General features: G+C 71.6%; 15 protein-coding genes. 2 read left to right on the top strand and 13 right to left on the bottom strand.

The genetic code is table 11. The features are described 5' to 3' along the window. Positions 1 to 5: 5 nt before the first annotated feature. From HIR71_RS14270 to HIR71_RS14210, 13 genes are all read right to left on the bottom strand, one after another. A complete protein-coding gene (locus HIR71_RS14270) occupies positions 6 to 1,187 on the bottom strand; it encodes an acyl-CoA dehydrogenase family protein (RefSeq protein WP_169325738.1) in 1,182 nt (393 codons plus the stop codon). After that, positions 1,180 to 2,148 (bottom strand): 3,5-dioxohexanoate:acetyl-CoA acetone transferase, encoded by a 969-nt coding sequence (gene kce / locus HIR71_RS14265; RefSeq protein ID WP_169325737.1) that lies wholly within the window; start codon positions 2,146 to 2,148, stop codon positions 1,180 to 1,182. Before kce ends, HIR71_RS14270 begins: the two co-directional genes overlap by 8 nt. After that, on the bottom strand, positions 2,145 to 2,840 hold the full coding sequence (locus HIR71_RS14260) for an NAD(P)H-dependent oxidoreductase (RefSeq protein WP_169325736.1): 696 nt from the start codon (positions 2,838 to 2,840) through the stop codon (positions 2,145 to 2,147). Before HIR71_RS14260 ends, kce begins: the two co-directional genes overlap by 4 nt. A gap of 4 nt (positions 2,841 to 2,844) precedes the next feature. Next, positions 2,845 to 3,630 carry an HpcH/HpaI aldolase family protein gene (locus HIR71_RS14255; protein WP_211374232.1) on the bottom strand — a complete coding sequence of 262 codons (786 nt, stop codon included), beginning with the start codon at positions 3,628 to 3,630 and terminating at the stop codon, positions 2,845 to 2,847. Continuing rightward, a complete protein-coding gene (locus HIR71_RS14250) occupies positions 3,627 to 4,541 on the bottom strand; it encodes a cupin domain-containing protein (RefSeq protein ID WP_169325735.1) in 915 nt (304 codons plus the stop codon). The genes HIR71_RS14255 and HIR71_RS14250 overlap by 4 nt, the downstream gene beginning before the upstream one ends. Positions 4,542 to 4,551: 10 nt before the next feature. Further along, positions 4,552 to 5,442: a DUF6282 family protein gene (locus tag HIR71_RS14245; protein ID WP_169325734.1), complete on the bottom strand. Its 891-nt coding sequence runs from the start codon at positions 5,440 to 5,442 to the stop codon at positions 4,552 to 4,554. Further along, the gene (locus HIR71_RS14240; protein WP_169325733.1) at positions 5,439 to 6,212 is read right to left on the bottom strand and encodes an ABC transporter ATP-binding protein; all 774 of its coding nucleotides are present in this window, start codon (positions 6,210 to 6,212) and stop codon (positions 5,439 to 5,441) included. Before HIR71_RS14240 ends, HIR71_RS14245 begins: the two co-directional genes overlap by 4 nt. A 67-nt stretch (positions 6,213 to 6,279) precedes the next feature. Beyond that, the gene (locus HIR71_RS14235) at positions 6,280 to 7,467 is read right to left on the bottom strand and encodes an ABC transporter substrate-binding protein (RefSeq protein WP_169325732.1); all 1,188 of its coding nucleotides are present in this window, start codon (positions 7,465 to 7,467) and stop codon (positions 6,280 to 6,282) included. Between the two features lie 71 nt (positions 7,468 to 7,538). Continuing rightward, positions 7,539 to 8,411, bottom strand: coding sequence for a branched-chain amino acid ABC transporter permease (locus tag HIR71_RS14230; protein ID WP_169325731.1), 873 nt, complete (start codon positions 8,409 to 8,411; stop codon positions 7,539 to 7,541). Further along, positions 8,411 to 9,223: an ABC transporter ATP-binding protein gene (locus HIR71_RS14225; RefSeq protein WP_169325730.1), complete on the bottom strand. Its 813-nt coding sequence runs from the start codon at positions 9,221 to 9,223 to the stop codon at positions 8,411 to 8,413. The genes HIR71_RS14230 and HIR71_RS14225 overlap by 1 nt, the downstream gene beginning before the upstream one ends. Further along, positions 9,220 to 10,281 (bottom strand): branched-chain amino acid ABC transporter permease, encoded by a 1,062-nt coding sequence (locus HIR71_RS14220; protein ID WP_169325729.1) that lies wholly within the window; start codon positions 10,279 to 10,281, stop codon positions 9,220 to 9,222. The genes HIR71_RS14225 and HIR71_RS14220 overlap by 4 nt, the downstream gene beginning before the upstream one ends. A 135-nt stretch (positions 10,282 to 10,416) precedes the next feature. After that, positions 10,417 to 11,190, bottom strand: a complete 774-nt coding sequence (locus HIR71_RS14215; protein WP_169325728.1) for an IclR family transcriptional regulator — start codon at positions 11,188 to 11,190, stop codon at positions 10,417 to 10,419. 80 nt (positions 11,191 to 11,270) lie between these two features. Further along, positions 11,271 to 11,768 (bottom strand): hypothetical protein, encoded by a 498-nt coding sequence (locus HIR71_RS14210; RefSeq protein ID WP_169325727.1) that lies wholly within the window; start codon positions 11,766 to 11,768, stop codon positions 11,271 to 11,273. A gap of 275 nt (positions 11,769 to 12,043) precedes the next feature. Between HIR71_RS14210 and HIR71_RS14205 the strand changes: the two genes are divergently transcribed. Both HIR71_RS14205 and HIR71_RS14200 read left to right on the top strand, forming a co-directional pair. Next, the gene (locus HIR71_RS14205) at positions 12,044 to 13,561 is read left to right on the top strand and encodes an amino acid permease (protein ID WP_169325726.1); all 1,518 of its coding nucleotides are present in this window, start codon (positions 12,044 to 12,046) and stop codon (positions 13,559 to 13,561) included. Between the two features lie 291 nt (positions 13,562 to 13,852). Then, positions 13,853 to 14,107, top strand: a complete 255-nt coding sequence (locus tag HIR71_RS14200) for a hypothetical protein (protein WP_169325725.1) — start codon at positions 13,853 to 13,855, stop codon at positions 14,105 to 14,107. The last annotated feature ends 162 nt before the right edge of the window (positions 14,108 to 14,269 follow it).

The raw sequence follows: 14,269 nt of genomic DNA, 5'->3' as shown, positions 1-14,269 counted from the left end.
CTCCCTCAGGCGAACGCGCTCACGCCGGTGAGCGCCCGCCCGATCAGCAGCGCCTGGATGCTCTCCGTGCCCTCGTAGGTGTGCAGCGACTCGATGTCGGCCATGTGCCGGATCACGTGGTTCTCGAGGAGGATCCCGTTCCCGCCCAGCACGTCCCGCGCGGTCGCGGCGATCGTCCGCGCGGCACGGGTGTTGTGGTACTTGGCGAGCGAGGCCTGGGTCGGGTCCAGCTCGCCGGCCGCGTCGAGCTCGGAGAGCCGACGGCAGTGCAGCTGCATCGAGGTCAGCTGCGCGAGCATGCCGGCGAGCCGCTCCTGCACCAGCTGGAAGGCCGCGAGCGGCTTGCCGAACTGCGTGCGCTGGGTCGAGTAGCTCAGCGCGGCCTCGAACACGGCGGTCGCGTGCCCGAGCGCCGACCACGCGACCCCGAGCCGCGTGGCGTGCAGCACCCGGGCGGTGTCCTTGAACGACCGCGCCCCGGGGAGGAGCGCGCTGTCGGGGACACGGACCCCGTCGAGAACGATGTGCGCCTGGTGGATGGCCCGGAGCGACGCCTTCCCCGTGATGACCGTCGCGCGGTACCCCGGCGCGGTCTGCTCCACGAGGAACCCGCGGACGGCGCCCTCGTCGTCGCGCGCCCACACCACGGTCACGCCGCCTGCGGCACCGTTGCCGATCCACTTCTTCTCGCCGTCGATCACCCAGCCGTCGACGACGCGTCTCGCGGACGTGGCGAGGGAGACCGAGTCGGACCCGTGGTCGGGCTCCGTGAGGGCGAACGAGCCGAGCTCGTGTCCCCGGGCCAGCGGGACCAGCCAGCGCTCCTTCTGCTCCGCGCTGCCGAACATCGCGATGCTCCGCAGGGCCAGCCCGCCCTGGACGGCGATGACGGTGCCCATGGACCCGTCGCCCCGGGAGACCTCCATGTTCACAAGCCCCGCCGCGAGGGGGGACATCGGGGTCAGTCCCGGTCCCTGCACGCCGTCGGTGAGCAGGTCCAGCTCGCCCAGCCGGCGCACGAGGTGGACCGGGTACTCGGCCGCGTCCCACGCCTGCGTGATCTCGGCGAGGGTGTCGTCGGCGAAGGTGCGGGCGCGCTTCCAGAGCTCCCGGTCCTCCTCGGGCACGTCGCGGAAGACCGCGTAGTAGTCGGTGTCGAGCGCTGCGGACACGTCGTAGTCAGGCATGGGTGGCCCCCGACTCGGCGTAGTCCGCGATCCGCGTGTTGTCCCGACCCTTCAGCTGCAGCATCCCGCGCGCGTCGTCGGGCGTGGCGATCTCCTTGCCGAGGTCGCGGAGCAGGCCCACGATCTTCCGGACCTGCTCGGCGTTCGAGCGGGCCTTGACTCCTCGCCCGAGGTACAGGCTGTCCTCGAGGCCCACCCGCACGTTGCCGCCGAGCCAGGCGGTGTGCTGCGCGAACTCGAACTGCTGCCGCCCGGCCGCGAAGGCGGAGAAGTGGTAGTCCGACCCGAAGAGCTTGTCCGCGATCGTGACCATGTGGGTCAGGTTGGCGTGGTCGGCGCCGATGCCGCCGAGGATGCCGAAGACGCCCTGGACGAGGAACGGCGGCTTGGCGAGCCCGCGGTCGGCGAAGTGGGCGAGCGTGTACAGGTGCCCGATGTCGTAGCACTCGAACTCGAAACGCGTGCCGCCCTTCTCGCCGAGCTCGCGCAGCGCGTACTCGATCTGCGCGAACGTGTTCGTGAACGGGCTCTCGTGCGACTTCTCGAGGAACGGCTTCTCCCAGTCGTGCTTCCACTCGGTGATGCGCGCGGCGGCGCCCGAGTAGACGAAGTTCATCGACCCCATGTTGAGCGAGGCGAGCTCGGGGCTGAAGGCGCTCGCGGCCGCGAGCCGCTGCTCGATCGTCATCGTGGTCGTCCCACCGGTGGAGATGTTGACGATCGCGTCGGTCTCGGCGTGGACGCGCGGGAGGAACTCGCCGAAGACCGCCGGGTCGAACGCGGGACGCCCGTCGGGCGCGCTGCGCGCGTGCAGGTGGACGATCGCCGCGCCCGCCTCGGCGGACTCGATGGCCGCGGTGCCGATCTGCTCGGGCGTGATCGGGAGGTGGTCGCTCATCGACGGGACGTGGATGGAGCCGGTCACCGCCGCCGAGACGATCACCTTGTTGGTCGAGATCATCGAAGCATTCCTCCTAGGGGTACCGTGCGGTCGTCCGGATCGCTGAGCTCGTCCGCCGCCGCGTCGAGCACGCGCTCGCGCCACTGGTCGAGGTAGGCCGCCCGCTGGGCGTCGTCGACCCGCGGCGCCGCGTAGGCCACGAACGGCTCGAACGTCGTCAGTCCGAGGTACTCGATCATGCAGTGCTGGGTCGGCCACAGGACCTGCTCGATCGCGCCGTAGCTGCCACCCGACGAGAACCGGTGCCGCGTCCCGCCGGTCACGACGCCGAGCAGGCCGCGCCGCCCCCGGAAGAATCCCGTCTCGTACCGCATGCCGTCCTCGTACGCGAAGCCGTACGCGAGCACCCGGTCGAACCAGCCCTTGAGGATCGCCGGCACACCGCCCCACCAGAGCGGGAACACGAACAGCAGCAGGTCGGCACGCGCGACGCGCTCCTGCTCGCGCACGATGTCGGGGGCGAAGGTCCCCGTCGCGGCCGCATGCGCCTGCTCGGACTGGTAGTGGAACCGGTCCGGGTCGGCGACGTCGAGGAAGTCGTGCCGGCCCGCCGTCGGGTCGAACCCCTCGGCGTAGAGGTCCGAGACCTCGACCTCGTGGCCTGCCCCCTCGAGCGCCTCGCGCGCCACGCGCAGCATCGCGGCCGAGAACGACGTCGGCTCGGGGTGGGCGTAGACAATCAGGGCGCGCATGGCCTCAGTCGCCGACGGCGGATCGGAAGTCGCGCACGAGCCCGGCCCCGCCAGAGCCCAGGATCGTCGCGTCGTTGCTCACCATGACGAACGCGAAGCCCTCGCGGCCGAGCTGGGCCGCACGCGCAGGGTCGGCGCCGATCGCCGTGCCGACCGGCACCTCGGCCTCGCGGCAGGCGTCGACGACGGTCCTGATGCGGGACGTCACGTCGGGATGGTCGGCCGACCGGCCGAGCGACACCGACAGGTCCGCGGGCCCGACGAACACCGCGTCGAGCCGCTTCTCCGCGAGGATGTCGGCCGTCGCCCGGACCCCGGCGTCGCTCTCGACCTGCCCGATCACCGCCACGTGCGCGCCCTCGGCGAGGTACTCGCCCATCGGCCGCAGCCCCCAGTCCCCGGCCCGGCTGGTGGGCCCGACGCCGCGGCTCCCGTCGGGCTCGAACCGCGCCGGCCGCGTGACGGCGAGCGCCTGCTCGACGCTGTCGACGTGCGGCGCGAGGACGCCCGCGGCACCCGCGTCGAGCACGCGCTGGATCCACGCGGGCGAGTGGTCGGGCACCCGCACGAGCGGGCACAGGCCGCGCCCGTTCGCGACGGCGATCAGGGTCGACGCCGTCTCGGTCGTCATCGGCGAGTGCTCGAGGTCGAGCACCACGAAGTCGAAGCCCGCGAGCGCCATGAGCTCGACGCTCTCGACGACCGGCAGCTTGACCCAGGTCCCGAGCGCCGGTCGGCCGCCGCCCGCCTGGCCCCGGCCGCGCTCGAGGACGTCCGCGAACCGGATCACGGCGCGGGGTACTCGTCGGCGTTGAGGACCCAGCCCGGCTGGGCCGAGAAGTCCTCGCGCGGCGGGCAGAAGATGTCGATCAGCTGGTTGCGACCCGCGCCGACCGCCTCGGTCGTGTGCACCACGGGCGGCGGGATGACCGTGACGGACGGGCTCCCCACCTCCTGGTGCTCGTCCTCGGCCCACCGGCTGCGCCGCGCGCCCCAGGGCGTGCGGATGTGGTGCACGAAGGTGCCCTCGACGGCGTACGAGCACTGCTCGAAGTCGTCGTGGTGGTGCGGCGAGAGCTTCTCGGGGTCGCGCGGGCCCTCGACGAGGTCCAGCAGGTTCACCATGAACGCCGACGTCCGGAAGATGCGGCCGAACCGGCCGGGCTCGACGGGGATCGAGTCGATCGGGTAGACCCGCACGCGGTGGCCGTCGACCGGCTCGGGCCACGGCACCAGAGGTGCGACCCGCGCGTCCGGCTCGGCGTACGCGGCGCCGTTGACCGCCTTCTCGAGGACGTCGCTGGAGCGGTGGTCGACGAGCCGCGCCACGGTGGTGTCGGCCAGTGCCGTGATCGTGCTGTCGCCCGGCGGGACCACGACGACGGCGCGCTCGCCGACGTCGTGCGTCGCGCCGTCGGCCTCGATGCGGACGTGCGTCCCCGGGTCCGTGAGCACCACGACGTACTCGTGCTCCTGGCCGGTCCGCGTGAGCGAGTCGCCCGCGACGAGGTCGGTGTGGGCGAGCACGAAGTTCTGCCCGCGCACGTACCAGGTGGGGCTGCCCGCGGGCGAGACCTCGCTCGGGGCCGTGTGGGCCATCTCGACGTACTGGGTCGCGGCGATGGGCAGGTCGGCGGCGCGAGCCGCGGCGGGCTTGGGCGCCGTCGCGAGCGCCGAGCGCGGGTCGGTCGTGTCGTACATGGGGTCCCCCTCAGTTGTCCAGGTTCAGCAGGAAGCTCGGGTTGTCGCGGACCATGCGCTGCAGGTCCTTCTCGGGCAGGCCCATGTCGAGCAGCGCCTCGCCGACGCGCAGGTACGCGTCGACCGGCGCGGGCAGCGTCGACTGGCCGAGGTCGGACGACAGCACGACGTGCTCCGGTCCGAGCTCCTCGATCCAGCGGTAGAGCTGCCCGATGTCCCACTTCATCGCGCCCTCGGGGTCGTACATGTGCAGCTCGTGCTCGATGTACGCACCCAGCGCGATGAGCTCGCGGCACTTCGCGGGCTCGGCCCCGATGACGAAGTCGGGGTGGCTGACGACCATCCGGTCGATGCCCTTCTCCTTCGCTCGTGTGAAGACGGCGGCGATGTCGTCGGGGTACATGTGGCCCCCGTTGAGGACGGCGCCGTGCTTCGCGATCTCGTCGAGCACGCCGTCGACCTCGGGCACGAGGTTGCCGTTCGCGTCGGTCACGTCGATCTGCTCAACGTCGAGGCTCACGGTCGGCGTCGGGAAGCCCGCGTGCTCGGGGTGGCAGTCGATGTGGCGGCCCGACGTGAACGTCGGGAACCACACGACCTTGCCGCCCATGCTCAGCGACATCTGCACCGCGTACCGGTTGAGGCCGCCGACCTGGTTGTTGAGCGCGATGCCGCCGAACACCTGCGTCGGGATCTCCGCGAGGCGCCCCTTCATCGCGAGCAGGTCCATCACGGTGTTGTGGTGGTGCGACTTCACGACCATCGCCCGCATCTGCAGGCGGTCCCAGCCGTCCTTCGCCGCGTCGGCGTGGTCGAAGCGGCGGGGGAACGGGCTCGGGCCGGAGTGGCAGTGCATGTCGACCAGGCCGGACAGGACGGAGGTGATCGCGGGGGTGGTCATGCTCGCTCCTCGAAGGTGTGGGGGGTGACGGCGTCCGTCTCCGTGTCGACGCCGAAGTACAGGCGGGCGAGGCTCTCGGCGTCGACCTCGCCCGAGCTGGTCGTGCCGACCGCCTCGCCCTGACGCATCTGCAGCAGGCGGTCGGAGATGTCGAGGAGCTCGGCGGCGCGCTGCTCGACGATCACCATCGCGAGCCCGGCCCCCTTGAGCAGCGCGAGCCGCTCGAACAGCCGGGCGCGCATGATGGGTGCGAGGCCGAGGGTCGGCTCGTCGAGCAGCAGCAGCTTCGGTCCGCTCATGAGCGCCCGCGCGACCGACAGCATCGCGGCCTCGCCGCCGCTCAGCGTCTGCGCCGGCTGGGCGCGGCGGTCGGAGAGCACCGGGAAGATGTCGAACGCCTCCTGCATGCGGCCCGCGAGCTTGCCCTTGTCGCGCGTGCGCACCGAGTAGGCGCCGAGGCGCAGGTTCTCCTCGACCGACATGCCCGGCAGCACGCCGCGGCCCTCGGGGCTGACGGCGATGCCCGCCTTCACCCGGTCGTTCACCGGGGCCGCGGTGAGGTCCCGGCCGAGCAGCGACACGCTGCCCGACCGGGCCTTCACCGCGCCGGCGACGGCATTGACCAGCGACGACTTGCCGGCGCCGTTGGACCCGATGACGCCCAGGACCTCACCGGTCCCGACCTCGAGGTCGACGTCCCGGACCGCGTGCACGCTGCCGTACGAGACGTGCAGGCCGCGCACCTCCAGCGTCGGTGTGGTCGTTGCCATGGCTAGCTCCTCAGTGAGACGTGTGTCGCCAGGTCATTTCGTAGACGTGGTCACTTCGTAGACGTGGTCACTTCGCCGGCGTGAAGACGATCTCGGCGCCGGCCGGGCTGAACCGGGCGAGGTAGTCGGGGTTGACCGTGATGCCGTAGTGGTCCTCGTCGGTGTAGTCGTACGAGCCGCTCGTGCCCTCGTACGGGTCCATGGCGATGAGCGCGTCGCGGATGGCCTGCCCGTCGGTCGAGCCCGCCTCCTCGATGGCGCGGACCGCGATCTGCACGGCGTCCCAGCCGCGGCCGAGGTACGTGGGGTCGTCCGAGTCGGGGTTCGCCTCGAGGAACGAGGTCATGGCATCGGTCTTCGCGGACTCGTCGAGGGAGTCGAAGACCTGGAGCGGCGCGGCGGTGACGAGCACGTCCGAGTAGGCGGCGGAGGCCTGGTCGATGTTCGCCTTGGACTCGATGCCGAGGATCAGCGGCACGGTGGCGCCGGAGTCCGACATGGCCTTCGCCGCGACGATCTGCGTCGGGCCGGTCGAGAGCTTGATGATCGCGCCGGGCTGACCGGACAGCAGCTTCGAGATCTGGGGGCGCAGGTCCACCGAGTCGGTCGCGTGCTCCTCGACACCGGTCACCGTGATGCCGGCCTCCGCGAGCTGGCCGGCGATGACGTCGAGCTGCAGCTTGTTGTACGGGGTCGGGTCGTGGAGCAGGGCGACCGACGTGATGCCCTGGTCGGCGACGTACTCGACCCGCGTGCCGGTCTCGTACCGCATCGGCGTGATCGTCGAGAAGATCCACTCGTCGTCGTCGGCGGGGACCACCGAGGCGACGATCATCGGCGTCTGCTCCGACGTGGCGAGCGGGGCCGTGGCGGCGTTGCCCGCGGACGAGAAGCCGTTGAGGAAGAGCACGGGCTCGTCCTGGCTGGCCACCTTCTGGAACGCCTGGACCTGCTTCTGCGGGTCCGCGGCCATGTCCTCGACCACGACCTGCAGATCGCGACCGCCGAGCACGCCGCCGTTCGCGTTGACCGCGTCGACGGCCGACTCGATGCCGGCGAGGACGCGCTCGTCGACGCTCTTGAGGTACGCGGTCTGGTCGACGAGGACGCCGATGGTGACGGGACCCTCCTCCGCGCCACCGGCCGCCTCGGTCGAGGAGCCACTGGACAGGTTGCTGCTGCCGCAGGCCGTGAGCGCGAGCGCGGCGGCGGCCGTTGCTGCGAGGGCGCCGAGGCGCCGGGACGTCGATGTCATGACACGTCGCTTTCTGTCGGTCGGACCGCCGTGCGGCGGGCCAGGGGTGAGCGGACGGAGGGGTGGAGCGGTCAGTACTTGACGGCGACGGCGCGGCCGAAGATGCCGCTGGGTCGCAGGAGGAGGAGCACGAGGAGGACGCCGAGCAGGAGGACGTCGAGGTACGTCGAGCTCGCGTACGTCACGATGAACGCCTCGAGAACGCCGATGACGATCCCGCCCAGGAAGGCCGTCCGGACGTCGAGGACCCCGCCGACCACCGCCGCGATGAAGCCCTTGATGTTGTAGACGTGCGCGGCGTTCCACGCGGCGAACTGCAGCGGGGCCACCAGCACGCCGCCGATCCCCCCGATGAGGGCCGCGAGCGTGAACGTGATCACGGCCATCTTCGCCGGGTTGACGCCCATGAGGCGGGCGACCTTCTGGTCGGTCGCCACCGCCCGCATCGCGACGCCGGTCGACGTGCGCGCGATGAAGACGCCGAGCCCGACCGACACCACGATCGCGACGAGGATGATCCAGAGGCTCTGGCTGTCGATCCTCAGGCCCCCGACCTGGAGCGTGAACTGCGGGTCGATGCGCGGCACCGGGCGCGGGTCGCTGCCCATCGTGTTGAGGATGACGTTCTCGGCGGCGACCAGGAACAGCAGCGTGCCGAGCATCGTGATGAAGTCGCTCGCGCCGCGCTTCCAGAGCGGGAGCACGACGCCGAGCACGAGCAGGAGCCCGCCGACCAGCGCGAACCCGATCCCGATCAGAGCCGCGGCCCACAGGGGCAGTCCCCACGCCTGACCGGCGTAGCCGGCGCCCATCCCGCCGAGCATGACGGACGCGCCCTGGGCGAAGTTCATCACCCCGGTCGTGCGGTAGATCAGCGAGAACCCGACGGCCACGAAGCCGTACACGCAGCCCAGGCTCAGGCCGATGATGAGGGCGTTACCCATCAGGCACCTCCTTCGTCCGACGGCGCGGGGACTGGGTCCTCGGTGCCGAAGTAGGCGGCTGCCACCGCCGGGTCCCGCCGGATGTCCTCGGGAGCCCCCGAGCGCAGCAGCCGGCCGAAGTCCAGGACCGTGACGTGGTCGCTGACGCGGAGCACGAGGTCGACGTCGTGCTCGACGAGCAGCACCGCCGTCCCGCTCGCGCGGATCTCGAGGAGGCTCTCCTCGAGCCGCGACGTCTCGACCTTGTTGAGGCCCGCCGCCGGCTCGTCGAGGAGCAGCACCCGCGGCTCGGCCGCGAGGCCCCGGGCGATCTCGAGCAGGCGCAGCTGGCCCGCGGCGAGCTCGTCGGGGTACCGGTCCTGCTCGGCGAGCAGGCCGACCGCCGCGAGCGTGGCCCGGCTGCGCTCGACGAGCGCCGCCTCGGCGCGCCGCACCCGGGGCGTCGGGAACAGGGCGGCGCCGATCCCGCCGCGGCCGTGCAGGTAGGTGCCCGCGAGCACGTTCTCGAGCACGGTCGCGGTCCGCAGGGGCCGCGCCGTCTGGAAGGTCCGGACGAGCCCGAGCCGGGCGATCCGGTGCGGCGGGAGCGACGTGATGTCCCGGCCGTCGAGCGTCACGGTGCCGGCGTCGGCCGCCGAGAAGCCCGAGAGGGCGTTGAACAGCGTCGTCTTGCCGGCGCCGTTCGGGCCGATGACCGCGGATATCCGGCCGGGCGACGCGGTGATGTCGACGTCGTCGACGGCCTTGACCGCGCCGAACGACTTCGAGATGCCGCGCGCCTGGAGCAGGGGCGCCGACGTGGTCGCGCTCATGCTGCCGCCTCGATCCGCTCGGGCGCCGTGGGGCCGGCGTCGGTGGGCGGGGTCGACGGCGCCCTCGCGGCTGTCGTGCGCCGTCGAGAGCCCCCGAGGAGGCCGGCGGGGCGAACGATCAGGATGACGACGAGAAGCGCTCCGAAGATCATCGGCTGCCAGGTCGCGACGGCCTCGGGGACCACCTCGGGCACGACCGTGACGACGAGCGAGCCCAGGACGGCACCCCAGACGGAGCCGAGACCGCCGATGAACAGCATCATGAAGAAGGTGAGGATCGTCGTGAAGCTGAACGTCTCGGGGCTCACGTAGCTCGTCGTGTGGGCGTAGAGCGAGCCGGCGACCGACGCGAGCAGCGCCGAGACGACGAACGCCGAGAGCTTGGTGCGGTGGACGTCGATGCCGACGCTCTGCGCGGTGGCCTCGTCGGTGGCGACGGTCCGCAGCGCACGGCCCCACCGGCCGTGGCGCAGGTGCGCGACGGCGACGATCGCGACGAGCATGACGGCGCCGCTGAGCCAGAACCGCGCGAACTGCGGGCCGAGCGAGAGCGACCCGACCGAGAACGGCGGGATCCCCCCGATGCCGCTGAAGCCCTTGAGCTGCGGCGACGCGACCGCGAACGCGTAGAAGCCGAGCCCGACGGCGAAGGTGCCGAGCGCGAGGAAGTGGCCGCGGAGCCGCAGCGTGGGGAACCCGACGACGACGGCGACCACGGCGGCGAGCACGAGGCCGATGAGCAGCCCGACGAGCGGGCTCAGCCCCCACGACGTGGTCGCGAGCGCGGAGACGTAGCCACCGATGCCGAAGAAGGCGTTGTGGCCGAACGAGATCTGGCCGCCGTAGCCGACGAGGACCGTCAGCCCGAGGATCACCACCGCGTAGATGGCGACCTTGCTGCCGATCGTCAGCTCGTACGCCGAGCCGTACAGGCCCAGCACGGCGACGACGACCGTCAGCGCGACGACCGAGAGCGTGAACCCGCGGGTCCACACGCGTGCGGTGCCGTCAGGCCGGCCGAGGAGCGGGAGCGCGAGCCAGTCGCGCACGCCGGTCATGACCGGGTTCCCGGCGGACCGGGAGCCCGACCCGGTGCGTGCTGGTCAGGAGACATCGTCGTCCTCTCGTGGGAAGTGCCGACAGCGGGCCGTCGGCCTGGTCGTTGAGAGCTGTGCGGTCGTGAGAGCTGCGGATCAGGTGAGGAGTGCGGCTGCCGGGTGGGGGCCGGCGAAGCCGAGCTGGTCGCTCAGCCCCGCGGCGGTCTCGATGAGGGCGTGCGCGACGCCGCCGCGGACGTCGTCGGGCAGGGCGGCCGTCGTCCCGATCACCGCGAGCGAGGCCGTGATCCGACGCGAGTCGAAGACCGGGACGGCGATCGTGCGCAGGCCCTCGACGATCCGGCTGACGATCACGACCCCGTCCTGCGCGACCTGCGCGATGTCCTTCTCGAGCTCGGCCCGGCGGTCGGGGACGAGCGAGAGGAGGCGGTCGACGACGCGGCGGTCGTCGAGGAACGCGAGGAAGACGAGGGTCTGGGCCGCGTCGATCGGCAGCTGCGAGCCGACCCGCACGAGCACCTGCACCAGCTTGTCGGCCGTCTCGACGCGCGTGACGACCGGCCCGACGCCGCCCCACACGCTCAGCACGACGCTCTCGTGCACGGCGTCGGACAGCTGACGCATCGCCGGACCGGCCTGGTCGAGCACGTGCATGGAGCTCAGCGCCATCGTGCCGAGCTGGGCGAGCAGCGGGCCGGGCGCGTACTCGCCGTCGCCCACCCGCTCGAGCAGGTCGACGTTCGCCATGGAGCTCAGGTAGCGGTGCAGCGACGAGCGGCCGATGCCGAGCTCGGCGGCGAGCGGCCCGAGCCGCAGGCGGGAGCCGGGCTCGAGCTGGCGAAGGATGTGGGCGCAGCGCGAGATCACCTGGATGTCGGCGCCGTTCTCGCGCTCGGTCCCACCAGCCACCGTTGGCTCCTGACTCGCGTATTGCGGGATGCGTGTCCCACACAGTAGGACTAGCGCTCCGGAGCGGTCAAGGCGTTTGCCTAGCTGGTCGTCCGTGCCCCTCTTCCGAGTGAACGCCGGTCCCGCGATACGGGATAACCGGAACCGCTGCATCGCGCTGCTGGTGCGCCGCCCCGTCCCTGCGCCTGACGCCGGGCCTGCCGGGCCGGCGCGGGACGCCCGGACGCGGTGCGACGGGGGCACGCGGACCGCGCGTGGCGCGGTGCGGCGTCGGGCACCGGCGCCGGCGTCGCCTCGCGGTCCGCCGCCCGCTGCGCCCGACGCACGATGACGATGGTTGCGAGCGCGATGGGCCCGTTCACCACCGACGGGGCACCCAGCCAGAACGAGCCGATCGCGAGGGCATAGACGCCCCAGAGCACGTTGCCGAGCAGCGAGATGACCTGCGTGCTGAGCGCGATGCCCTGCAGCTGGGAGAGGTCGTGGCGCGTCCTCCAGACGCGGGCGCCCTGCGGGAGCCAGAGCAGGAACGAGGTGAGCGAGGCCATCATCCCGATGGCCTCCGTGGCGGCGCGCATGGTTCTCCGTCGTGAGGCTCCGGCAGGGCGCGCCGGAGTGGTGCGTCGGCGCGAGGCACGGGTCACGGGCGGTCGCGCGATGGGGGGTGGACGCGCCAGGTCGCGTTCCGGTTCTGTCATCGGTGCGGCGCCGGGCCGAGGTGAGCCCGAGGGTGCGACGTGCGCCACAGGAGTGACGGGTGTGCCGGCGGGGAACGGCGTCCGCTCCGCGCGCGCCCTGCGCCCGACGCTGCGATCCTCGTACGGGTGATCAGCGGCCCGGCAGAGGGGGCACCATGGTGAGCTCGCGCAGCATCGTCCGTCGCAAGTCGGTCGAGGACTCCCTCGCCTCGGTCGAGGACCCGGAACGGTCGCTCAAGCGCGACCTCACCGCGTGGGACCTGGCCGTGCTCGGTGTCGCGGTCGCCGTCGGCGCGGGCATCTTCTCGGTGGGCGCGACCGCCGCGGCGAACTACGCCGGACCGGCAGTGATCATCTCCTTCGTCATCGCCTCGGTCGTGTGCGCGCTCGCGATCATGTGCTACGCCGAGTTCGCCTCGACGATCCCCGTCGCGGGCTCGGCCTACACGTTCTCGTACGCGACGATGGGCGAGTTCGTGGCGTGGATCATCGGCTGGGACCTCATCCTCGAGATGCTGCTCGCCGCGGCCGTCATCGCGAAGTTCTGGGGCGTGTACCTCAGCGACGCGTTCGGGCTGTTCGGCGTGGAGATCCCGACGACCCTGCACCTCGGCGGCGTCGCCGTGGAGTGGGGCCCGATCGCCATCGTCGCCGTGTTCACGACGCTGCTCGTCCTCGGCACCAAGCTCAGCACGCGCGTGAACACCGTCTTCACCCTCATCAAGGTCGGGATCACCCTGCTGGTCATCGTGGTCGGGTTCTTCTACGTGCGCGCGGAGAACTACTCGCCGTTCGTCCCGCCCTCGCAGCCGGCTCCCGAGGAGACCACGCTCGAGCAGCCGCTCATCGCGTTCCTGCTCGGGTTCGAGCCGTCGACCTACGGCGTCATCGGCGTGCTGTCCGGCGCGGGCCTGGTGTTCTTCGCCTTCATCGGGTTCGACGTCGTGGCGACCACCGCCGAGGAGACGCGCAACCCGCAGCGCACGGTCCCGCGCGGGATCCTCGGCGGGCTCGCGATCGTGACGGTGCTCTACATCCTGGTGACCGTCGTGGTCACGGGCATGGTGTCGTACCGCGAGCTCGCACAGGCGGAGAGCCCGTCGCTGACGACGGCGTTCGTCCTGGTCGGGGCCGACTGGGCGGGACGGATCATCTCGATCGGCATCCTGGTCGGCCTGACGTCGGTGATCATGGTGCTGCTGCTGGGCCTGACCCGGATCGTGTTCGCCATGAGCCGCGACGGGCTGCTCCCCCGCGGTGTCTCGCGCACGTCGCCGCGGTACCGGACGCCGGCCCGGCTGCAGGTCGGGCTCGGGATCGTGGTGGCGCTGATCGCGGGGCTCTCGCAGGTCGAGCTCCTCGAGGAGATGATCAACATCGGCACCCTCTCGGCGTTCGTGCTGGTCAGCTTCGGAATCCCCATCCTGCGCCGCTCGCGGCCGGACCTGACCCGCGGGTTCCGCGTGCCGTGGTCGCCCGTGCTGCCGATCGTCGCGGGCGTCGCGTGCCTGTGGCTCATGACCAACCTCACGACGCTGACCTGGCTGCGCTTCCTCGCGTGGCTCGCGGTCGGCATCGCGATCTACGCCGGGTACTCCTACCGGAACAGCGTGCTGCACCCCGTGGGTGGCGGGGCAGGTGCCGACGTGGCCCGGTCGAGGGACGACCACTGACGTTCAGGGCGCCGCAGCGGAGGTCACGCCGGATGGCTCGGTGGTCGACGACGGAGATGGCGTCGACATCGTCGTCCAGGCGGAGGAGTCGGGGGTGCGGCTGCAGGGTGTTCCGCGGACCTTTCGCAGCCATTCGCGCGAACCAAGACGACACGACGAAGGTCCTGCAGCGGAACGTCTCACACTGTCAAGCCGGCAACGCCCCTATCCTGGCTTTGCACTTGCCGCAGGGAAGTGCCGTGAAGTGTCGTACTACACGACGGCGAAGAGGCTCTACTACCTCTACTGGGGGTGCTGAACATGGTCGGCGCGCTCATCGGTGGTGTCCTGGGTCTTACGATCGGGTGGGCCCTGATGCGGCGAGAACGCACCACCAAGTGGGCCGCGCTTGCCCTGGCGGTGCTCATCGCGGCAACACTCGCGGTCACGATGATCGCTGACGGCGTCACGCAAGCGGCGGCTGGTGTCCTCGCGGGCGCCTGCGTAGCGATCCTGGTCGGCACCCTCACCCGGATGACCACCTCGGGTCGCGAACCTCACGCCTGACGAAAGCAAGTCGAACGGCAAGCGGGAGGCGCCGCGCGACGTCGCACCTTGTGGCGGTCAGCCGCCAGATGTTCCCGACGAGGTCCGAGGCGGTGTGACGTCGCGGTAGGCCTCGTACGTGCCCGGGAAGATGCCCCCCCCCCCCCCCCCCCCCCCCCCCCC

Origin of the sequence: Cellulomonas fimi, from assembly GCF_012952065.1 — a bacterium.
Lineage (GTDB): Bacteria > Actinomycetota > Actinomycetes > Actinomycetales > Cellulomonadaceae > Pengzhenrongella > Pengzhenrongella fimi_A.
This window is presented reverse-complemented; position numbering and strand designations above follow the sequence as displayed.